Source organism: Streptomyces inhibens (genome assembly GCF_022221585.1).
Classification (GTDB): Bacteria; Actinomycetota; Actinomycetes; order Streptomycetales; family Streptomycetaceae; genus Streptomyces; species Streptomyces inhibens.
Genome location: NZ_CP084681.1, coordinates 6692006 through 6711466, shown reverse-complemented (window position 1 = coordinate 6711466; position 19461 = coordinate 6692006). Strand labels below are relative to the sequence as shown.

Genomic DNA, 19461 nt, shown 5'->3' with positions numbered 1-19461 from the left:
GCCGGCCCCGGCGCCGGCCCCGGCCCCGGCTCCTGCCAAGGAGGCCGGCACGATGATGCTGCAGGCGCAGCCGTTCCCCGAGCCGCAGCCGCTCGCGGCGCACGGGCCGGGCAAGGAAGCGGGCACGATGATGCTCCAGGCCCAGGCCCAGGCCCCGGCCCAGGCGCCCGCCCATCCCCAAGCCCATCCCCATCCTCATCCCCAGGCCCAGCAGCCACAGCAGCAGCCGGCCCAGCCCCACCCCCAGGCCTCCTACGCCGGACCGGGCGCCGCCGGCGGCTATGTATCGCCCATCCCGGTGCGCCCCACCCACCTCGGCCATGCGCTGGCCTCGGAGTGGACGAAGATCCGCTCGGTGCGCTCGACGATCTGGACGCTGGGCATGATGGCCCTCCTCGTCCTCGGCGTCGGCGCGCTGGTCGCCACGACCGTCTCGACGAACGAATCCATCGGCGCGGTGTCCCCGCTCTTCTTCGGATTCTTCGGGATGCTGCTGGGCATTCTCTGCGTCCTGCCGCTCGGGGTGCTGGTCACCTCCTCCGAGTACGGCACCGGCATGATCCGTACGACGCTGACCGCCTGCCCCAGCCGGAGCAGGGTGCTCAGCGCCAAGGCGATCGTCTTCTTCGCGCTGACTTTCGTCGTCACCACCGTCGTCACCGGCCTCGTGGCGGTCATCGACAACGCCCTGCTCGGCGACCTGAGCAGGGTGGACGTCACCGGCGGTGAGTGGCTCAAGTCGACCGTCGGTATCGCCCTTTACGTCTCGCTGCTGGGGCTGCTGGCGCTCGCCGTCGGCTCGCTGATCCGGCACTCCGCCGGCGCGATCACGATCATGATCGGCGTCGTTCTGCTGCCGTTCGTGCTCTCGATGTTCATGCTCACCGAGAGCCTGGACGACCTGCGGAACTTCCTGCTCGGCTACTCGATTCCCAACCAGCTCACGGTCATGTACGGCAGCAAGTTCCCGTTCGTGGACGGCGGCCCGTCCGGCTGGGAGCCGTTGTGGATCATGGCGGGGCTCGTCGCCCTGGCCCTTGGCGGCGCTTACGCGGCCATGCAGAAGCGCGACGTGTAACGCGTCAATATCTGGGTGCATTCCGGGACCGCTGGAGCCTCGCGCTCCGGCGGTCCCGTGCGTTCCAGCACGCCCTGTGCCAGTGCCGGCGGTCGTCGACATCGCCGTCCTGCGGCCAGGCGACGACATGCGGCACCCCAGGCGGGATCTCCTGGTCGCAGCCGGGGCAGCGGTAGTGCTTGGCCGCGCCGCCGCCCCCGACCTGCCGGACGACCCAGTCCTCGCCGCGCCACTCCTCGGTCCTCCCCCAGCTACCGCTGGGAGGTGCCCCCATCCGGCCGTCGCGGTCACCGCCCGCGCGGTCGATGGGCTTCGCACCGCCGTGCTGGCGGTTTCGACGCGGAGACACAGCACACCTCGGATAGTTACGGGGTCACGGGATGTCACCAGCGTACGCGGCGCGGTCAGGGGTAGGCGCCGCTCGGCAGGATTCTGCGATCATCGGGAAATTTCCCGTCAGGCCGTGCCCTTGGCACGTGTCGGACGTTGGTGCCTGTAAGGGGGGAGTCGCGTCGGCTGCGAGGAGGCAGAGAGCGATGCGCGTTGGCGCTTTCATCCTGGCCGCTCAATTCCCCGGTCAGGGACAGGGGGAAGCACTGCACCGCGCGGTGCGCTCCGCGGAGGTCGCGGAGGAGGCCGGACTCGATGATGTCTGGCTGGCGGAACATCACTTCGTACCCTACGGCGTCTGCCCGAATGCGGTCACGCTGGCCGCGCTGCTGCTGGGGCGGACCCGCAGGATCGGCGTCGGGACGGCGGTGAGTGTGCTGCCGACCCAGCATCCGGTGGCGCTCGGTGAGCAGGCGGCGCTGCTGCATCTCACCTCCGACGGCCGTTTCACGCTCGGCGTCGGCCGGGGCGGCCCCTGGGTGGATCTCGAGGTCTTCGGCTCCGGGCTGGGCGCGTACGACCACGGTTTCCCGGAGTCGCTCGATCTGCTGATGCGCTGGCTGCGGGAGCCGCGGGTCGGCGCGCAGGGCGAGCGCTATTCCTTCCGGGAGGTGGCGGTGGTGCCGCGGCCGTCCGAGGCGCTGGGCGCCCCGGACGATCCGGGTGCCGTCCCGCCCGGCCCGCCGGTGGTGGTCGCCTGCACCTCACCCTCGTCGGTCCGGACGGCCGCCGAGCGCGGGCTGCCGATGATGCTGGGCATGCACTGCGGGGACGAGGAGAAGGCGGAGATGGTCGCGCTGTGGCGGTCGGCCGCGCTGGCGGCCGGCCGGGACGGCGACGAGGTGGCCGCGGCCGAGCATCTCTCGGCGGGTGTGGTGCAGATCGCCGATTCCCGCGCGGCCGCGGCGGAGAGCCTGACGAAGGCGATGCCCGGCTGGCTGCGGCAGGGCCTGGGCGCGCATGTGACGGTCGACGGCCGCTATCGCGCGATGCGTGACCCGCTGGCCTATACGGAGCTGTTGTGCGGGCTGCACCCCGTCGGACCGTCGCAGCTGTGCGCGGACCGACTGGCGGCGTCCGCGGAGCGTACGGGCATCACACGGTTCGCGCTGCTCGTCGAGGGCTCCGGCGACCTCGCGGCGACGGAGGAGAACGTGCGCCGGCTGGGTGCGGAGGTCCTGCCGCAGCTGCGGTGATCCGGCAGAGTGCGGCGGGACGGCGAGCAGCGGTCGGCATGCGGGTGCCGGCTGGGTGTGGTGCCTGCGGTGCGGTGGTGCGACGGCGCCGTGCTCCGGGGAGGTCATCGTCCTGTGGTGGTGCTGCCGCTGGCGCACCGGAACGGTGCGTGTCGCAACCCTGTGCGCAGCGGCAGCAACTCCGTTCAGCAGTCGCGGAGTTCGGGCGACTGGTTCAGCAGCTGACCGCGGATGGAGGTGAATCGGGCCAGGCGGTCGTCCACCGCCGGGTCGAGCGGGAAGACCGCGACCCGGTGGCAGTTCTGAAAGGCGAGCCGCACTCCGAAGTGACGCTCCAGCGAACCGCGGATGGCGTCACTCGCCAGCGCGCGCAGCAGCTGGCCGCGCGCCTGCTCGTCCGGCGGCGGCGTCTGATTGTCGGCGAACTCTCCGCCGTCCACCTTCAGCTGTGCCACCAGAGAGCTGATCATCCCCCATGCAAAGGGCAGGGAGTTCCGGACGCAGTCGACAAATGCGGCTTCGTCGACCTCGCCTCGCTCGGCCTGTTCGAGGAGGGCCGGTGAGACGTCGAGCGACATGAGGTTCTCCTCTCGCGGCCCTGTCGGGACGGACGGGGCCTAGGGACGGGACTAGGGGTTCCGCGACGGAGCGTATTCGCCTCACAACCCCCCGCTTCAACGGTATGCCGCACAAGGGGCCCGCACCAGGAGATTGCACATACAACCGGCCAATGGCGAGCGCCGGGGGTGCGGGGGTTTCCGCCGTAAAGGCACCGTGGTCCGGGGCGAATCGCGTAGGGGGCCTCCGGTCGAGTAGCGTGACGCCCCATGCGTCTCGTCATCGCCCGCTGCTCCGTGGACTACGCGGGCCGGCTCACTGCCCACCTCCCCTCGGCCCCTCGTCTCATCCTGGTGAAGGCGGACGGCTCCGTCTCCATTCACGCGGACGACCGGGCCTACAAACCCCTCAACTGGATGTCCCCGCCCTGCACTCTCAAGGAGGGTGACGGGGATGTGTGGACGGTCGAGAACAAGGGTGGCGAGAAGCTCATCATCACCCTCGAAGAGGTCATGCACGACTCCTCGCACGAGCTCGGTGTCGACCCGGGGCTCATCAAGGACGGTGTGGAGGCTCACCTCCAGGAACTGCTCGCGGACCGGATCGAAACCCTCGGGGAGGGCTACTCCCTGATTCGGCGTGAATACCCCACTGCCATTGGCCCGGTGGATATCTTGTGCCGGGACGCTGATAGCCAGACCGTCGCCGTCGAGATCAAGCGGCGTGGTGAGATCGACGGGGTCGAGCAGCTCACCCGTTATCTCGAACTCCTCAACCGTGACCCGCACTTGGCCCCGGTCAAGGGAATCTTCGCCGCTCAGGAGATCAAGCCACAGGCGCGGGTGCTGGCCACCGACCGCGGTATCGGCTGTGTCGTGCTGGACTACGACGCGCTGCGCGGCATCGAGGACGACAAGCTCCGCCTGTTCTGACCCGCCGGCCCCCTGGAGGGGCGGCACAGCGCAACGGCCCGGTACATGACCGGGCCGTTGCGCTGTTCTGTGCCGGGAGGGGCGTCAGGCCACCGGGGTGCTCCCCGTACCGGAGGAGCTGTCCGACGGGGTGCTCGCTCCGGACGACGACGGGTCGCCCGCCGGGCTGCTGCCGGAGGCGGCGGTCTGTGACGGGCTCCCGGTCGTCGGCGTGGGGTCGCCGGTGGGCGTCGGGTCGTCCGTCGGCGTCGGCTCGTCCGTCGGCGTCGGATCGGTCGGCTCGACGGTCGGGTGGTGGGTGGGGGTCGGCCGGCCGGTGGGCGTGCTGGGCTTCCCGGTCGGCGGGGTCGGGTCGTCCGTCGGGTCGTCCGTCGGCTCGTCACCGGGGTCGGTCGGCGAGCCGCTGGTGGCGGGGCCGCCGGTCGACGGGGACGGGTCGGCCGAGTGGCCGGGGGTGCCGGGCTTGGACGCACCGTGGCCGGTGGGCGGCAGGCTGGAGCCGGTACCGGGCTCCTCGGCCGGCAGCTCCGGGCTGTCGCCGTCGTCCGTGGTCTGTTCCGTGTTGACCTTGCCGTCGTGGGTGTCCTCGCCGCCGGATGTCACGCCGAGGGTGACGACGGTGCCGAGGACGGCCACCAGCAGTGCGCCGGCGCCCGCGGCCACGAGGTTGCGGCGGGCCCCGCCGAACACCCGCTTGGCCCCCTTGCCGGCTCCGGGGCCGGCGGCGGCCGCGGCCGGGACGGCCTTGGTGGCGGCGGTCGAGGTGGCGGTGCGGGCGGCGGTCGGTGCGGCGGCCCGGCCCACGACCGTCGCCGCGGTCTCCTCGGCGCGCGCCAACCGCAGCTTGGCGGTCGATACGGCGTCGGGCGACCCGGCGGCGGAGGTCTTCGGCGGGACCGGCTGCTGCGCTCCCGCGGCGGCCCTGGGGACGGCCGTGGTGGCCGCAGACGCGGCCCGCGAACGGTCGGTGACCAGCGCCAGCGCCCGGCGTCCCGCCACCGCGCCGTTGCGGTCGGAGAGCACCCCGCGCAGCCCGATGGACGCCTCCAGCTCGGCGCGCGCCCGGTCGACGTTGCCGGTGCACAGCGCCAGCACGCCCAGCTCGTGGTGGAAGTAGGCCTCTTCGGCGACCTCACCGGCCAGCCGCGCGGCCTCCTGGCCGTGCCGCAGGCTGCGCTCCCAGGCGCTCCAGTGCAGCGCCGCGGCGAAGGCGGGGGCGGCCGTACGGGCGAGCAGCACGGCCGCGCTGGCGTGTCCGCTCTCGCGGCTGCCGGTGAGCACGCCCATCGCGGCCAGCGCGACATCGGACTCGGTGGCGGCCCGCTCGGGGGTGACCGAGGGGTGCCCGGCCCACCAGGCGTAGTGCTGGGCGGCGGTGTGCGCACGGGTGGCGGCGCCTTCGGCGTAGCCGGCCGCCGTGAGCTGGTCCTGGACGGTGGCGGCGAGCCGGTAGTGGCCGCCGACCGGGGTGATCAGGCCGCAGGCCAGCAGCTCGCCGAGGGCGGCGTCGGCGTGGGTGTCCTCGGTGAGGGCCGGCAGATGCGCCTGGTGCGGCAGCTCGCCGCCGAGCGCGACGGCGAAGCGCAGCGACTCCCGGGCGGCGGCGCTCAGCCGCGAGGCGAGCAGCGGGGCGGGTGCTGCGGCCTCGCCGAGGGAGGGCAGCGGCACGTCGGGGCGCTCGCCGGACTCCGCGGCGGCGTTGGCGTCCGGTGTCTTCTCGGGGAACAGTCCGTAGCCGTCGTCGAGGGCGCCCGGCGCGGAGCTCATCCGGTCGCACTGCCGCAGCAGGGCGGCGGCCTGGACGAACCGCAGCGGCAGCCCCTCGGACTCGAACCACAGGTCGGCGGCCCAGGCCCGCTCGTCGTCGGTGAGCGGCCGGTCCACGGCGCGCTCCAGCAGCCGTACGCAGGCGTCGCGGCCGATCCCGCCGAGGAAGACCTCTTCGAGGTGCGAGCCGGCGCTGGGGGCCGCGACGTCGGGGGTGGCGGCGAGCAGGAAGGCGCATTCGGGGGTGGCGTCGAGCAGCTCGTCGAGCGCGGAGCCGCCGAACTCCAGGTCGTCCAGGACGACGATCGCGCCGATCTCGGCGACCATGCGCAGCAGTTCGGGCCGCTCCGGGCGGTGCTGCGGGGCCCGGTGGACGGCGGCGAACAGCGCGTACAGCAGGTCGGTGGCGGTGCGGTGGTAGCCGGAGAGCCGAACCACGCCGTCGGGGGCGAGGTCGGCGCAGGCGGTGGCGACGGCGTCCAGCAGCCGGGTGCGGCCGGAGCCGGAGGGCCCGGTGACGCGTACGGAGCGGCCGCGGGAGAGCAGCCGTACCAGGCGCTCGGTGTCCTCGGTGCGCTCTTCGAGTGCGGTCTCGTGCCCGGCGAATCCGGGCGGTCCCGGGGGCAGCGGGGGCGCTGCGGCGCGGGCGGCCGCGGCGCGCTCCTGCGGGTCGAGTTTGCCGGGCGCCGCGGGGCGCTCTCCGGGCGGGCAGGGTTCTATCTCGCTGCCGTCGACAGGGTTGACGGTGACGAGGTAATTGCCCGAGATGAGCCGGACGACGCGGGCGAGCCCTCCGGAGCCGCCCTGCGCGCCGCCGAACGCGGGGGCCGGCGGTTCGGCAGGGTGGTCCTGCTCGCCGTACTCCTCAGGTCCCCGGTGAGTGTTCGGGTCCATGCTGCAAGCTCCCAGATGCTTCGTTCCACTCCGCCTCCGCCACGCGTCCTTGCCCAGGAGGCGGAGCGGCGTGCCGACTGCGCTTCCGGCCGTCCGCACCCCGCCGGCTCCGGCAGTCGTCCTCAGCTGTCGCGTCCGGTCCGGTGCCCGTCGCGGATGATGGCATACGGCGGGAACCGAACCTTAGACCTGGCGAGCAAAACGTTGCACCGCCGGGGGCCGGTCCTGACCGGAACTTCCGGGATTGGCCGGTATCGCGCGGTTGACGACATTTCCGCCGGCAGACCGTGGATGCTTCGTCGCGCTTTGCCGTGCGGTCCTGTTCGTTCGGGGGGCGTCCCGGGCGCGGCCGTCGGGCGGCCGCGGCCCGTGTCTCACACCCGAGGAAGCGATTCCGCTTCGATGCCGCCCTCGATGGCGAGGATGCGGTGCAGCCGGGTGGCGACCAGCAGACGCTGCATCTGGGGCGGCACTCCGCGCAGCACCAGCCGGCGGCCCACCCGGCCCGCGCGGCGGTGCGCGCCCATGATCACGCCGAGGCCGGTGGCGTCCCAGGAATCCAGCTCGGTCAGGTCCAGCACCAGATCACCCCGACCGGAGTCGACGGCGGTGTGCAGGGCCGTACGGGCGTCCGCCGCGCTGCGGACGTCGAGGCGGCCCTCGACGACCAGCTCGGCGTGGTCGCCCCTGATGTGCATATGCGCTCCCCGGTGTCATGGGTGGTGGTGCTTGGACGTCTACAGAACTGACTGCCTCTCATGCGGCGAAGTTGCCGCCTGTAAGCGAACCGATACCGAATTCACCCCGGAGGGTGACACCATCGGACCCCTGATCCTGACGGGGGCCCTGACGCGGCATCAGTGCTCGTAGAAGCCCTGCCCACTCTTGCGGCCGATATCGCCCGCATCGACCATTCGGCGCATGATCTCCGGCGGTGCGAACTTCTCGTCCTGGGACTCGGTGTAGATGTTGTCGGTGGCGTGCAGCAGGATGTCGATGCCCGTCAGGTCGGCGGTGGCCAGCGGCCCCATCGCATGGCCGAAGCCCAGCTTGCAGGCGGTGTCGATGTCCTCGGCGCTGGCCACGCCGGATTCGTAGAGCTTGGCGGCCTCGACGACCAGCGCCGAGATCAGGCGGGTGGTGACAAAGCCGGCCACATCGCGGTTGACGACGACACAGGTCTTGCCGACCGACTCGGCGAATTCCCGGGCGGTGGCGAGGGTTTCGTCGCTGGTCTTGTAGCCGCGGACCAGCTCGCACAGCTGCATCATCGGCACCGGCGAGAAGAAGTGCGTACCGACGACCCGCTCGGGACGGGAGGTGGCCGCGGCGATCTTGGTGATCGGGATCGCGGAGGTGTTGGAGGCCAGCACCGCCTCGTCCTTGACGAGCTTGTCCAGCGTCTGGAAGATCTCACGCTTGACGTCGATCCGCTCGAAGACGGCCTCGACGACGATATCGGCGTCGGCGGTGGCTTCCAGGTCGGTCGTGGTGGTGATGCGGGCCAGCGCCTGCTCGGCGTCGGAGGCCGCCAGCTTCCCCTTGGCGACGAACTTCTCGTACGAGGCCTCGATGCCGCCCTTGCCGCGGGCCAGCGCCCCGTCCGTCACATCGCGGAGGACCACGTCCCAGCCCGCCTGGGCGGAGACCTGCGCGATACCGGACCCCATGAGTCCGGCGCCGATGACGGCGAGCTTCTTTGCCACTGCTGTCCCCTCACACCCTGTGCATTTGAAAGCCTGTCGGTCTTGGGGTGACGTTAGCGGTCGTAAGCGATCCTTTGGTGGGTAAGAGATGCGCGTCACGCCCGCCCGTCACCCGACCACCCTCCCCTCAACGAGGCCCTTCGGGCCGCAGCGCCAATTTTTCATGACGGACATCACACCGACGGGGTGCGCCCCGTGGAGCGCGATCCGGACAGCCCGTCGTCAGTCGGCCGCGCGTACGGCGTAGTTGAGGACCTTTTCGCTCAGCAGCTCCTCCATCTCGTCCAGCAGGACGAGGGCCTCACGGGAGACGACGGACGGCTTGCGGCCGGCGATCATCTCGTGGGCGATGGCGGCCATCAAGGTCTCGTGCACCCAGCCGATCTGGCCGGCCATCAGACCGGGCATCGGGTCGTCGTCCGCGGCGCCGGTCTCCTGCCTGAGGGTGGCCTCCAGGTTGTCGTACTGCTCCCGCTGCACGTACCAGAGGCGGGCCTGGAGGGCGGCCGAGCCGTGCACCACCTTCATGAAGCGGTCGAACCCCTCGATCAGCCCGACCTTGGGCGAGACGCTCTCCACCTCCTCGCGCAGCTCGCGCAGTACGGCGGCGGCGGCCGACTCCCCCGCGGCCCGGGCCCGTACGAAGCGGGACAGCCGGTCGACCAGCCCCTTGCTCCGGTCCAGGAAGAGGTCCTCCTTGGACGGGAAGTAGTTGTGAAGTCTCCCAGGATTGCCGCCTGGGCTTCCCTCGCGCATCGCCATTCATGCGGTTACCACGCGATTCGGTTGACGATTCGGCTGCAGCCAACGCCGCGGCCTGCGTCTCCGCCAGGCGGGGACGCTGCGTCCGTCCACCCTGCTCCCCAGGGCGGTCAAGCATGCCAGTCCACGCGGCCACTCGTAGGTATGGATGGCATCGGTCTTGATGTTGTACGCGGAATTCACATCGGCGTTCACCGGTCCATAGCCGCATTCGGGATTCGTGCACTCGAAGACCGCTTGGCTCTTGCGATTCTTCGCATCCACGTGCCCGCAGGCGGAACATCTCAGCGAGGTGTTCCTGGCTGGCACCGGCACGACGACACCACCGCGCTCAACAGCTTTGTAATCCAACAGTGCGAGGACGCGTGACCACCCTTCGCCGAGAATCGCCCGGTTCAAGCCGGTCTTCTGCGCCACACGTCTGCTCGGCCGATCGGCACTGCCGCGAGGGGAGGCAGTCATCGCGCGGACATTCAACTGCTCGACGCCGACCAAGCCGTAGCGAGCAGCAAGCTCCGTGGTCACCTTGTGGTGCCAGTCCGCCCTGCGTCGCTTCTCCCGGCCGCGCAGCTCCACAATATGCGCGTACGTACGTTGCAGCCGGCTCGATGCCGGTTGGCCTCGCTGAGCCGACCGCCGCTGACGGGCGGCCTTGCGCTCCAGGCGGCGCAGGCGTTCCCTTTCCTTCGGGTGCAACCACGGCCCGTGACTAACAAACGGCCTGCCGGGGTCCGAGGTAGCGAGTGGCACCGCTACGCCTCGGTCCAGCCCTACCGCAGGCCCGGGGTGAGACCCCGGCGCGGGGTTTTCTCGTTGGAACGCGCAGCGGAAGGCTGCATACCAGCCTTCCGTCTCCCGTACCAACCGCGCTCCGGTGACCCTGCCGGCCGGGGCCTGATCGCCGAGCCCCGGCAACTCGCGTGAATACCGAAAACGCACCCGCCCGACCAATGGAAGGCTGGCCTCGCCCCATCTGCGGTTCAGACGCGCAATCTTCATCGCGCCTGCCTGGGGCACGTCGATCGACAACCGCGTTCGGGCACGCGAGTGGAAGTGCGGACGGCGACGGGCGCCCCTGCGAGCGGCCTGCCACGCCTGGACGTACAGCTTCAGCACCTGTTGACACGTCTGGGCAGGCAGGGCGGAGAGCCAGTCGATCTCACGCCGCGCCTGGCGGATGGCCTCATCCGCCTCAGCAATCGACGGCCACCGCTGTGGGGCGTGGAACGTGTACCACTCGTGCAGCAGATTCCAGAGCGTCCGAGCGGCGTGTCCCTGACCGACAAGAACCAGCTCCTGCTCAGGCGTCGGGTACAACCGCAGCTTCACCATGCGGCGTACTCCGGACTGCCCGGCGGTCTGCTTGGTGCGCCGTGGTCGCCTCTGCTCTCCGTCCCCCATGTGACACAGCTTGCAACCTCGGTGCCCCCTACTGCCCGCATTCGCTCAAACGAACCTCGAACGAGTGACACGCTCGCCGCCCAAGAGATCGGGCCGGTCATCAATGCCGTCACCATGCCCTCGATGCTGCTGTCCGGGCTGATGCTGCCGATGACGCTGGGGCCCGCGTGGCTCGATGTGCTCTCGCACTTCATGCCGTTCCGCTATCTCGTGGACGCGGTGCGGGCCGCGTTCGTCGGCTCCTACGCCTCCTCGGCGCTGCTCTACGGCGTCCTGGTGGCGGCCGCCTTCGCCGTGGTGTCCGTGACCTTCTGCACCCGGGCCTTCCGCAGGCCCGCGGCGTAGGCTCGCCCACATGGTGAATCTGACGCGCATCTACACCCGCACCGGCGACAAGGGCACCACCGCCCTGGGCGATATGAGCCGTACCGCCAAGACCGATTCCCGGATCTCGGCGTACGCGGACGCCAACGAGGCCAATGCGGCGATCGGCGTGGCGCTGGCGCTCGGTTCGCTGCCCGAGGAGGTCGCCGCGGTGCTGCTGCGGGTGCAGAACGACCTCTTCGACGTCGGCGCGGACCTGTCGACGCCGGTGGTGGAGAACCCCGAATTCCCGCCGCTGCGCGTCGAGCAGAGCTATATCGACAAGCTGGAGGCCGACTGCGACCGCTTCCTGGAGGAGCTGGAGAAGCTGCGCAGCTTCATCCTCCCCGGCGGTACGCCCGGTGCGGCCCTGCTGCACCAGGCGTGCACGATCGTCCGCCGCGCCGAGCGCTCCACCTGGGCGGCCTTCGAGGAACACGGCGAGACGATGAACCCCCTCACCGCCACCTACCTCAACCGCCTGTCCGACCTCCTGTTCATCCTGGCCCGTACGGCCAACAAGGAGGTCGGAGACGTGCTGTGGGTGCCGGGCGGCGAGCGCTGACCGGCTGCCGGACCGCTAACGCAGCGTCTTTTCCTGGGGCCGGGCCGCTTCCTCGGTGGCGGTGGTCCGGCCGGGGTCCTTCTTCTGCCAGATGAGGTAGGTCAGCGCGATCACAGCGTGGATGCTGACGATCTTCAGCGAGGTGCCCTGCCATTCGTGCAGCGACTTGGTGTCGCCGCCGTCACCGACGTACCAGATCGCGACCTGTAGCAGCGCGCACGCGACCACGGCCATCAGCACCGTGCGCAGCCACACCTTGCCCTCGTGCGCGGCGCGGGCCAGGCCGTAGAGCTTGACCGGCGGCGGGCCGCCCGCGAAGCGGTGGGCGAAGTGCCCGTCGACCCACTTGATCGTGTAGTGGCCGTAGGCGACCGTGAAGCCGATGTAGACGGCGGCCAGGCCGTGTTTCCAGTCCGCCGCGGCCCCGTTCTTCAGGTCGATCGCGGTCACGACCAGCAGGATCAACTCCAGCAGCGGCTCCATCAGGAGCAGCATGGCTCCGGTGCGCGGCATCCGTGCCAGGTACCGCAGCGCCAGGCCGGCGACCAGCAGCACCCAGAAGCCGACCTCGCAAGCGATGATCAACGCGACGACCACGGCAGTCTCCTCTCGGGGCTCTCCGACCGAACACCTCAAGCCTCCCAGCGGCCGGCGCCCGGTACGTCGTCGCACGCGATGATCCCGGACTGCATCTTTCGATGTAGCGCGCGAAGGGCGCGGATGACGCGGACGTGGAGGCAGCGGGCCCCGGCGCCGTGTTTGATGGAGGGGTGACCGCCAGATCCCTCGCCGCCGTCGGCCGGCCGCACCGACTCGATGTGCTCATCGCGGGCGGCGGGCTGCTCGGCGGGCTGCTGCTCTGGGCGATGAATCTGCACGGCGGTCCGGCGCGCCTGGGGCTGCCGACATCACTCACCCTGGTCGCGCTCACCGCGATGTCGGCGGCGGAACTGCTGCGCCGTACGGCCCCGATGACGGCGCTGGCCATCGCGGTACCGGCGCTGGTGCTGGACATCTGCACCGGCACACTGGTCGCCACCGTCCTGATGTTCACGGACGTGGTCTATGCGGCGGTGCTCTACGGCCCGGCGAGCGCGGCCCGCCGGATCCCGCAGCACTCCGTGCTGGTGACGGTGCTGGCGGCCATCGCGCTGACCGCGCTGTGGCAGGACCCGCAGGTCGTGATGGCCGTCATCGGCATCGCGCTGGTCACCATCGCGCCCGCCTGGACCGGCATCATCATCCGCAATCACCGGGACGCCGCCCAGTCCGCCCGGCTGCGGGCCGAGCGGATCGCGCTGCTGGCGGAGCGGGACCGGACGCAGGCGGTGGCGGGCGAGCGGGCGCGGATGGCACGTGAACTGCACGACATGGTCGCCAACCATCTGTCCGCCATCGCGATCCACTCGACCGCCGCGCAGTCCATCGACGACCCGTCGGCGACCCACGAGGCGCTCGGGGTGATCCGCGAGAACAGCGTGCAAGGTCTGGCCGAAATGCGTCGTCTCATCGGGCTGTTGCGGGACCCGAAGACGACCGAAACCGCGGAGGAGCCCGCCGCGACCCCCACGCTCGACGGGCTGGACGCGCTGATCACCCAGACCCGTGCGAACGGTACGTCCAGCGGGCTGACCTTTGTGCTGGACGACGCCCGGAGCCCGGACGGCCAGGGAGCCGGGCGGACACCGGCGGCGGTCGAACTGGCCGCGTACCGCATCGTCCAGGAGTCACTGACCAACGCGCTCAAGCATGCCGCGCCCGGCGAGGTGCGGGTGCGGATCGCCCACGAGCGCGGCGGAGCGCTCACCGTCGCCGTGCGCAGCCCGTTCGCCGACCGGCCGGGTCCCCGTGCACCCGGCTCCGGTACCGGCCTGGTCGGGATGCGCGAGCGGATCGCCCTGCTGGGCGGAGCATTCGAGGCCGGCCCGGAGAGCGGGCCGGCCGGCAGAGTCTGGCTGGTGCGGGCAGTGCTGCCCGCCGCCGAGGAGGAAGAACAACGATGACAGGCGCCGACGCGCAGCCGATCCGGGTTCTCGTCGCCGAGGACCAGTCCGCCGTACGGGCGGGGCTGGTGCTCATCCTGCGCTCCGCCCCCGACATCGAGGTCGTCGGGGAGGCCGAGGACGGCGAGGAGGCGGTACGGCTCGCCCGCGAGCTGCGCCCCGCCCTCGTCCTCATGGACATCCAGATGCCCCGGCTCGACGGGGTGTCCGCCACCCGGCAGGTGGTCACCGAAAAGCTGGCGGATGTGCTGGTGCTGACCACCTTCGACCTGGACGAATATGTCTTCGGGGCGCTGCGCGCGGGGGCCGCGGGCTTTCTGCTCAAGGACAGTGATGCGGCCGCGCTGCTGACCGCGGTGCGCACGGTGGCGTCCGGCGAGGGGCTGATCGCGCCGGCGGTGACCCGGCGGCTGATCGCGGAGTTCGCCAGCCCCCGTACGGCGAGGCGGCGCCCGGCCCGGGACGGCGACGCGCCGGATCCGGCGGTCCTGGACGCGCTGACGCCGCGCGAGCGGGAAGTGCTGGGGTGTCTGGGGCGGGGGCTGTCCAACGCTGATATCGCGTTACGGCTGGCGATGGCGGAGGCCACCGTCAAAACGCATGTCAGCCGGCTGCTGGCGAAGCTGGATCTGCGCAGCCGGGTCCAAGCAGCCGTGCTGGCACAGGAGTTGGGGGTGGACGGCCCCTAGCGGGCGCGCGCGACGTCACGCCGCATTCACCGCTCCCCCGGACTCCGTCCGGGGGCCCACCCAAAGAGAACCCCTACCTACGCCACATTGACTCTCTGGCCGGGCGGCGCCGCCTCCAGCCAGGCCAGGAAGCCGGTGAGGGCGTCCTCGCTCATCGCCAGTTCCAGGCGGGTGCCGCGGTGCCGGCAGGCCAGCACGATGGAGTCGGAGAGCAGTGCCAGCTCTTCCTCACCCTGGGGGGTGCGGCGCTCCAGGACCTCGATGGCGGAGCGCTCCAGGAGGCGGCGTGGCCGGGGCGCGTACGAGAAGACCCGGAACCATTCGATCCGGTCGCCGTTGTAGCGCGCCACACCGTAGATCCAGCCCTTGCCGCCGGTCTCGTTCTCCGGCACGTTCCAGCGCAGGCTGCAGTCGAACGTGCCGCCGGACCGCTGGATGAGCCGCCTTCTCAGTCCGAAGACGAACAGTCCCAGCAGCACCAGTACCACGACCGCGCCGCTCACAAGCAGAGCGAGGACCATCTCGACCGACCTCCTCGCCTCGATGGGGGTGCCCCCGGACGGAATCCGGGGGAGGGAAACGCACCTGCATTGCCTCAGCCGCGGGCCGCTCCGGAGAATTCCGGGCAGCCCGCGGCTGAGGATCGATCTCGTCGGCGACGGGGCTCAGTGAACGCCCGTCACCGCACGCAGCCGGACATCGGCGCGACGCTCGGCGGCCGCGTCAGCGTCCGACTTCGCTCGCTCCAGGGCCCGCTCCGCGCGCTGGACATCGATCTCGTCCGACAGCTCGGCCACCTCTGCAAGCAGGGACAGCTTGTTGTCGGCGAACGAGATGAAGCCGCCGTGCACAGCGGCGACGACGGTGCCGTCCCCGCTCTCGCCGGTCGTACGAATCGTCACCGGGCCCGACTGCAGCACGCCGAGCAGCGGCTGATGTCCGGGCATGACGCCGATGTCGCCCGACGAGGTGCGCGCGACGACCAGGCTGGCCTCGCCGGACCAGACCTGACGGTCCGCGGCGACCAACTCGACGTGCAGCTCAGCCACGATGGCTCCTCGGGTCTCCACCTGCCTGGCGTGGCAGATGTTGGGTCAAATACTAGTGGTCGTACGGGCCGGGGGCGGCCAGGGCCGCCCCCGGGACCGATGCCGGGGTCAGGAGACGCCCAGCTCCTTGGCGTTCTTCTCCAGGTCCTCGATGCCACCGCACATGAAGAAGGCCTGCTCGGGGAAGTGGTCGTAGTCGCCGTCCGCGATCGCGTTGAACGCGGTGATCGACTCGTCCAGCGAGACGTCCGAGCCGTCGACACCGGTGAACTGCTTCGCCACGTGGGTGTTCTGCGACAGGAACCGCTCGATACGACGGGCGCGGTAGACGGTGAGCTTGTCTTCCTCGCCGAGCTCGTCGATACCCAGGATGGAGATGATGTCCTGGAGGTCCTTGTACTTCTGCAGGATCGTCTTGACGCGCGAGGCGCAGTCGTAGTGGTCCTGCGAGATGTAGCGGGGGTCCAGGATCCGGGACGTCGAGTCCAGCGGGTCGACCGCCGGGTAGATGCCCTTCTCCGAGATCGGGCGCGACAGAACGGTCGTCGCGTCCAGGTGGGCGAAGGTGGTGGCCGGCGCCGGGTCGGTCAGGTCGTCCGCGGGGACGTAGATCGCCTGCATCGAGGTGATCGAGTGACCGCGGGTCGAGGTGATGCGCTCCTGCAGCAGACCCATCTCGTCCGCCAGGTTCGGCTGGTAACCCACCGCGGACGGCATACGGCCGAGCAGCGTGGAGACCTCGGAACCCGCCTGGGTGTAGCGGAAGATGTTGTCGATGAAGAAGAGCACGTCCTGCTTCTGCACATCGCGGAAGTACTCCGCCATGGTCAGACCGGCCAGGGCGACGCGCAGACGGGTGCCCGGGGGCTCGTCCATCTGACCGAAGACCAGCGCGGTCTTGTCGATGACGCCGGAGTCCGTCATTTCCTCGATGAGGTCGTTGCCCTCACGAGTGCGCTCGCCGACACCGGCGAACACCGACACACCGTCGTGGTTGTTGGCCACGCGGTAGATCATTTCCTGGATCAGAACGGTCTTGCCGACACCGGCACCACCGAACAGACCGATCTTGCCGCCCTTGACGTACGGGGTCAGCAGGTCGATGACCTTGACGCCCGTCTCGAACATCTCGGTCTTGGACTCGAGCTGGTCGAAGGACGGAGCCTTGCGGTGGATCGGCCAGCGCTCGGTGATCTCCGACTCGGCCTCGGGCTTGTTCAGGATCTCGCCGAGGGTGTTGAACACCTTGCCCTTGGTGATATCGCCGACCGGGACGGTGATCCCGGCGCCGGTGTTGGTCACCGGGGCCTGGCGGACCAGACCGTCGGTGGGCTGCATCGAGATCGCACGGACCAGGCCCTCGCCCAGGTGCTGGGCAACCTCGAGGGTCAGGATCTTCTTGACCCCGGCCTCGGCCGGGTCGGCGACCTCGACGGTCAGCGCGTTGTAGATCTCCGGCATCGCGTCGACGGGGAACTCCACGTCGACGACCGGGCCGATGACCCGGGCGACGCGGCCCGTGGCGGCGGCCGTCTCAACAGTGGTCGTCATTACTTGTCACTCCCCGCGGTCGCGTCGGCCAGGGCGCTGGCGCCACCGACGATCTCGCTGATTTCCTGGGTGATTTCGGCCTGTCGGGCCGCATTGGCAAGCCGCGAGAGCGACTTGATGAGGTCTTCTGCGTTGTCGGTCGCCGACTTCATCGCACGACGCGTGGCGGCGTGCTTGGAGGCGGCGGCCTGCAGGAGCGCGTTGTAGATCCGCGACTCGACATACCGCGGAAGCAGGGCGTCGAGGACGTCCTCGGCCGACGGCTCGAAGTCGAACAGCGGAAGGATCTCGCCCTTGGACTCCGCAGCCGTCTCCGCCACCGTCTTGTCGAGGCTGAGCGGCAGCAGGCGGTCGTCGAGCGCGGTCTGCGTCATCATCGAGATGAACTCGGTGTAGACGATGTGGAGTTCGTCCACGCCACCCTCGGCGGTGTCCTGCTGGACAGCATCGATCAGCGGTGCGGCGATCGCCTTGGCGTCCGCGTACGTCGGGTTGTCGGTGAAGCCGGTCCACGACTCCACGACCTTGCGCTCGCGGAAGCTGTAGTACGACACACCCTTGCGCCCGACGATGTAGGCGTCGACCTCCTTGCCCTCGGCCTTGAGCCGCTCGGTGAGCTGCTCCGCGGCCTTGATGACATTGGAGGAGTAGCCGCCGGCCAGACCGCGGTCGCTCGTGACGAGCAGCAGCGCGGCCCGCGAGGGCTTCTCCGCCTCCGTCGTCAGCGGGTGCTGGGTGTTCGAGCCCGTGGCAACCGCTGTCACCGCGCGGGTCAGTTCACTCGCGTACGGCGTCGACGCCGCCACCTGGCGCTGCGCCTTGACGACGCGCGAGGCGGCGATCATCTCCATCGCCTTGGTGATCTTCTTGGTCGCGGTGACGGAGCGGATGCGACGCTTGTAGACCCGGAGCTTGGCTCCCATGGATCAGGTCCCTTCCGTCGTCACTTGCTGGTGCCGGCCGGGGCGTCCTCGCCGAGCAGCTTGCCGTCCGAGGTCTCGAACTGCCGCTTGAAGCCGTCGACGGCCTCGGAGATCGCACCGATGGTGTCGTCGGACATCTTGGCGCCCTCGCGGATGCTGGTCAGCAGGTCCTTCTTCTCCCGGTGCAGGTGGTCCAGGAGCTCCCGCTCGAAGCGGCGGACGTCCTCGACCGGGACATCGTCCATCTTGCCGTTGGTGCCGGCCCAGATGGAGACGACCTGGTCCTCGGTGGAGTACGGGGCGTACTGAGCCTGCTTGAGCAGCTCGGTCATGCGCTTACCGCGCTCCAGCTGCGCCTTGGAGGCCGCGTCCAGGTCGGAACCGAAGGCGGCGAACGCCTCCAGCTCGCGGTACTGGGCGAGGTCCACGCGGAGCCGGCCGGAAACCTGGCGCATGGCCTTGTGCTGGGCCGAGCCACCGACACGGGAGACCGAGATACCGACGTTCAGCGCGGGACGCTGGTTCGCGTTGAAGAGGTCCGACTCCAGGAAGCACTGGCCGTCGGTGATGGAGATGACGTTGGTCGGAATGAACGCCGACACGTCGTTCGCCTTGGTCTCGACGATCGGCAGACCGGTCATCGAGCCGGCGCCCATCTCGTCGGAGAGCTTGGCGCAGCGCTCCAGCAGACGCGAGTGCAGGTAGAAGACGTCGCCCGGGTAGGCCTCACGGCCCGGCGGACGGCGCAGCAGCAGGGACACGGCGCGGTAGGCGTCGGCCTGCTTCGAGAGGTCGTCGAAGATGATCAGGACGTGCTTGCCCTGGTACATCCAGTGCTGGCCGATGGCCGAGCCGGTGTAGGGCGCCAGGTACTTGAAGCCCGCCGGGTCGGACGCCGGGGCGGCGACGATGGTGGTGTACTCCAGGGCGCCGGCCTCCTCCAGCGCACCGCGCACGGACGCGATGGTGGAGCCCTTCTGGCCGATGGCGACGTAGATGCAGCGGACCTGCTTCTTGGGGTCGCCGGTGCGCCAGTTGTCGCGCTGGTTGATGATCGTGTCGACGGCCAGGGCGGTCTTGCCGGTCTGGCGGTCACCGATGATCAGCTGACGCTGGCCACGGCCGATCGGCACCATCGAGTCGACGGCCTTGTAGCCGGTCTCCATCGGCTCGTGCACCGACTTACGGACCATGACGCCCGGAGCCTGCAGCTCCAGGGCGCGGCGGCCCTCGGACTCGATCTCGCCGAGGCCGTCGATCGGGTTGCCCAGCGGGTCGACAACGCGGCCGAGGTAGCCCTCGCCCACGGCGACCGAGAGCACCTCACCGGTGCGCTGCACCGGCTGGCCCTCCTCGATGCCGCTGAACTCGCCGAGGATGACCGCACCGATCTCGCGCTCTTCCAGGTTCAGCGCAAGACCGAGCGTGCCGTCCTCGAACTTCAGCAGCTCGTTCGCCATCGCCGAGGGAAGGCCCTCGACCTTCGCGATGCCGTCTCCGGCCTCGCTTACCGTGCCGACCTCCTCGCGCGAGGCCGCGTCCGGCTTGTACGCCTGGACGAAGTTCTCCAGCGCGTCCCGGATCTCCTCCGGCCGGATCGTGAGCTCCGCCATCTGGGTTCCCTGCTCTCCTTG

At 70.3% G+C, this 19461-nt stretch carries 19 protein-coding genes and 1 pseudogene; 7 read left to right on the top strand and 13 right to left on the bottom strand.

The genetic code is table 11. The features are described 5' to 3' along the window. Window positions 1-130: 130 nt before the first annotated feature. Window positions 131-1078 (top strand): ABC transporter permease, encoded by a 948-nt coding sequence (locus tag KI385_RS30515; protein ID WP_425357107.1) that lies wholly within the window; start codon window positions 131-133, stop codon window positions 1076-1078. 4 nt (window positions 1079-1082) lie between these two features. Here the strand turns inward: KI385_RS30515 and KI385_RS30510 are convergent, their stop codons facing one another. Further along, window positions 1083-1427, bottom strand: a complete 345-nt coding sequence (locus KI385_RS30510) for an ATP/GTP-binding protein (protein WP_238575323.1) — start codon at window positions 1425-1427, stop codon at window positions 1083-1085. Window positions 1428-1614: 187 nt separating this feature from the next. On the opposite strand from KI385_RS30510, the gene KI385_RS30505 reads away from it, so the two are divergent. Continuing rightward, the gene (locus KI385_RS30505) at window positions 1615-2664 is read left to right on the top strand and encodes an LLM class flavin-dependent oxidoreductase (protein WP_238575322.1); all 1050 of its coding nucleotides are present in this window, start codon (window positions 1615-1617) and stop codon (window positions 2662-2664) included. 185 nt (window positions 2665-2849) lie between these two features. On the opposite strand, the gene KI385_RS30500 is transcribed toward KI385_RS30505, so the two are convergent. Then, on the bottom strand, window positions 2850-3242 hold the full coding sequence (locus KI385_RS30500; RefSeq protein WP_128506826.1) for an SCO5389 family protein: 393 nt from the start codon (window positions 3240-3242) through the stop codon (window positions 2850-2852). A gap of 249 nt (window positions 3243-3491) precedes the next feature. On the opposite strand from KI385_RS30500, the gene nucS reads away from it, so the two are divergent. Further along, window positions 3492-4154: an endonuclease NucS gene (gene nucS / locus KI385_RS30495; RefSeq protein ID WP_127153048.1), complete on the top strand. Its 663-nt coding sequence runs from the start codon at window positions 3492-3494 to the stop codon at window positions 4152-4154. A gap of 84 nt (window positions 4155-4238) precedes the next feature. Here the strand turns inward: nucS and KI385_RS30490 are convergent, their stop codons facing one another. From KI385_RS30490 to KI385_RS30470, 5 genes are all read right to left on the bottom strand, one after another. Continuing rightward, complete coding sequence (locus KI385_RS30490) at window positions 4239-6815, bottom strand: ATP-binding protein (RefSeq protein WP_238575321.1); 2577 nt, start codon at window positions 6813-6815, stop codon at window positions 4239-4241. Between the two features lie 374 nt (window positions 6816-7189). Then, window positions 7190-7513: an STAS domain-containing protein gene (locus tag KI385_RS30485; protein ID WP_128503380.1), complete on the bottom strand. Its 324-nt coding sequence runs from the start codon at window positions 7511-7513 to the stop codon at window positions 7190-7192. Window positions 7514-7672: 159 nt separating this feature from the next. Next, window positions 7673-8521 carry a 3-hydroxyacyl-CoA dehydrogenase family protein gene (locus KI385_RS30480; RefSeq protein WP_128503382.1) on the bottom strand — a complete coding sequence of 283 codons (849 nt, stop codon included), beginning with the start codon at window positions 8519-8521 and terminating at the stop codon, window positions 7673-7675. Between the two features lie 222 nt (window positions 8522-8743). After that, on the bottom strand, window positions 8744-9277 hold the full coding sequence (locus KI385_RS30475; RefSeq protein ID WP_238575320.1) for a TetR/AcrR family transcriptional regulator: 534 nt from the start codon (window positions 9275-9277) through the stop codon (window positions 8744-8746). A gap of 6 nt (window positions 9278-9283) precedes the next feature. Then, on the bottom strand, window positions 9284-10615 hold the full coding sequence (locus KI385_RS30470) for an RNA-guided endonuclease InsQ/TnpB family protein (protein WP_238575319.1): 1332 nt from the start codon (window positions 10613-10615) through the stop codon (window positions 9284-9286). Between the two features lie 15 nt (window positions 10616-10630). On the opposite strand from KI385_RS30470, the pseudogene KI385_RS30465 reads away from it, so the two are divergent. Both KI385_RS30465 and KI385_RS30460 read left to right on the top strand, forming a co-directional pair. After that, a pseudogene (locus KI385_RS30465) lies at window positions 10631-11029 on the top strand (ABC transporter permease); the annotation flags it as partial. A gap of 10 nt (window positions 11030-11039) precedes the next feature. After that, on the top strand, window positions 11040-11612 hold the full coding sequence (locus KI385_RS30460) for a cob(I)yrinic acid a,c-diamide adenosyltransferase (RefSeq protein WP_238575318.1): 573 nt from the start codon (window positions 11040-11042) through the stop codon (window positions 11610-11612). A gap of 15 nt (window positions 11613-11627) precedes the next feature. On the opposite strand, the gene KI385_RS30455 is transcribed toward KI385_RS30460, so the two are convergent. Then, the gene (locus tag KI385_RS30455) at window positions 11628-12209 is read right to left on the bottom strand and encodes a hypothetical protein (RefSeq protein WP_238575317.1); all 582 of its coding nucleotides are present in this window, start codon (window positions 12207-12209) and stop codon (window positions 11628-11630) included. 173 nt (window positions 12210-12382) lie between these two features. Here KI385_RS30455 and KI385_RS30450 point away from each other — a divergent pair, with 173 nt between their 5' ends. Beyond that, window positions 12383-13615: a sensor histidine kinase gene (locus KI385_RS30450; RefSeq protein WP_238575316.1), complete on the top strand. Its 1233-nt coding sequence runs from the start codon at window positions 12383-12385 to the stop codon at window positions 13613-13615. Further along, entirely contained in the window at window positions 13612-14304 is a 693-nt protein-coding gene (locus tag KI385_RS30445) for a response regulator (protein WP_238575315.1), read from the top strand. Before KI385_RS30450 ends, KI385_RS30445 begins: the two co-directional genes overlap by 4 nt. 77 nt (window positions 14305-14381) lie before the next feature. On the opposite strand, the gene KI385_RS30440 is transcribed toward KI385_RS30445, so the two are convergent. From KI385_RS30440 to atpA, 5 genes are all read right to left on the bottom strand, one after another. Further along, window positions 14382-14825: a DUF2550 domain-containing protein gene (locus tag KI385_RS30440; RefSeq protein WP_128503394.1), complete on the bottom strand. Its 444-nt coding sequence runs from the start codon at window positions 14823-14825 to the stop codon at window positions 14382-14384. A 144-nt stretch (window positions 14826-14969) separates the two neighbouring features. Further along, a complete protein-coding gene (locus tag KI385_RS30435; RefSeq protein ID WP_030981912.1) occupies window positions 14970-15353 on the bottom strand; it encodes a F0F1 ATP synthase subunit epsilon in 384 nt (127 codons plus the stop codon). Window positions 15354-15461: 108 nt separating this feature from the next. Beyond that, entirely contained in the window at window positions 15462-16904 is a 1443-nt protein-coding gene (gene atpD / locus KI385_RS30430) for a F0F1 ATP synthase subunit beta (RefSeq protein WP_238575314.1), read from the bottom strand. Next, window positions 16904-17827, bottom strand: a complete 924-nt coding sequence (locus tag KI385_RS30425; RefSeq protein ID WP_238575313.1) for a F0F1 ATP synthase subunit gamma — start codon at window positions 17825-17827, stop codon at window positions 16904-16906. Before KI385_RS30425 ends, atpD begins: the two co-directional genes overlap by 1 nt. A 20-nt stretch (window positions 17828-17847) precedes the next feature. Then, a complete protein-coding gene (gene atpA, locus KI385_RS30420) occupies window positions 17848-19440 on the bottom strand; it encodes a F0F1 ATP synthase subunit alpha (protein WP_238575312.1) in 1593 nt (530 codons plus the stop codon). Window positions 19441-19461 lie beyond the last annotated feature (21 nt).

What these genes read in the sequence shown, in the direction of transcription:
- KI385_RS30515 (WP_425357107.1), top strand. Translation starts at nt 131, where the DNA reads ATGCTCCAGGCCCAGGCCCAGGCCCCGGCCCAGGCGCCCGCCCATCCC.
- KI385_RS30505 (WP_238575322.1), top strand. Translation starts at nt 1,615, where the DNA reads ATGCGCGTTGGCGCTTTCATCCTGGCCGCTCAATTCCCCGGTCAGGGA.
- KI385_RS30500 (WP_128506826.1), bottom strand. Translation starts at nt 3,242, where the DNA reads ATGTCGCTCGACGTCTCACCGGCCCTCCTCGAACAGGCCGAGCGAGGC.
- nucS (WP_127153048.1), top strand. Translation starts at nt 3,492, where the DNA reads ATGCGTCTCGTCATCGCCCGCTGCTCCGTGGACTACGCGGGCCGGCTC.
- KI385_RS30490 (WP_238575321.1), bottom strand. Translation starts at nt 6,815, where the DNA reads ATGGACCCGAACACTCACCGGGGACCTGAGGAGTACGGCGAGCAGGAC.
- KI385_RS30485 (WP_128503380.1), bottom strand. Translation starts at nt 7,513, where the DNA reads ATGCACATCAGGGGCGACCACGCCGAGCTGGTCGTCGAGGGCCGCCTC.
- KI385_RS30475 (WP_238575320.1), bottom strand. Translation starts at nt 9,277, where the DNA reads ATGCGCGAGGGAAGCCCAGGCGGCAATCCTGGGAGACTTCACAACTAC.
- KI385_RS30470 (WP_238575319.1), bottom strand. Translation starts at nt 10,615, where the DNA reads ATGGTGAAGCTGCGGTTGTACCCGACGCCTGAGCAGGAGCTGGTTCTT.
- KI385_RS30460 (WP_238575318.1), top strand. Translation starts at nt 11,040, where the DNA reads ATGGTGAATCTGACGCGCATCTACACCCGCACCGGCGACAAGGGCACC.
- KI385_RS30445 (WP_238575315.1), top strand. Translation starts at nt 13,612, where the DNA reads ATGACAGGCGCCGACGCGCAGCCGATCCGGGTTCTCGTCGCCGAGGAC.
- KI385_RS30440 (WP_128503394.1), bottom strand. Translation starts at nt 14,825, where the DNA reads ATGGTCCTCGCTCTGCTTGTGAGCGGCGCGGTCGTGGTACTGGTGCTG.
- atpD (WP_238575314.1), bottom strand. Translation starts at nt 16,904, where the DNA reads ATGACGACCACTGTTGAGACGGCCGCCGCCACGGGCCGCGTCGCCCGG.
- KI385_RS30425 (WP_238575313.1), bottom strand. Translation starts at nt 17,827, where the DNA reads ATGGGAGCCAAGCTCCGGGTCTACAAGCGTCGCATCCGCTCCGTCACC.
- atpA (WP_238575312.1), bottom strand. Translation starts at nt 19,440, where the DNA reads ATGGCGGAGCTCACGATCCGGCCGGAGGAGATCCGGGACGCGCTGGAG.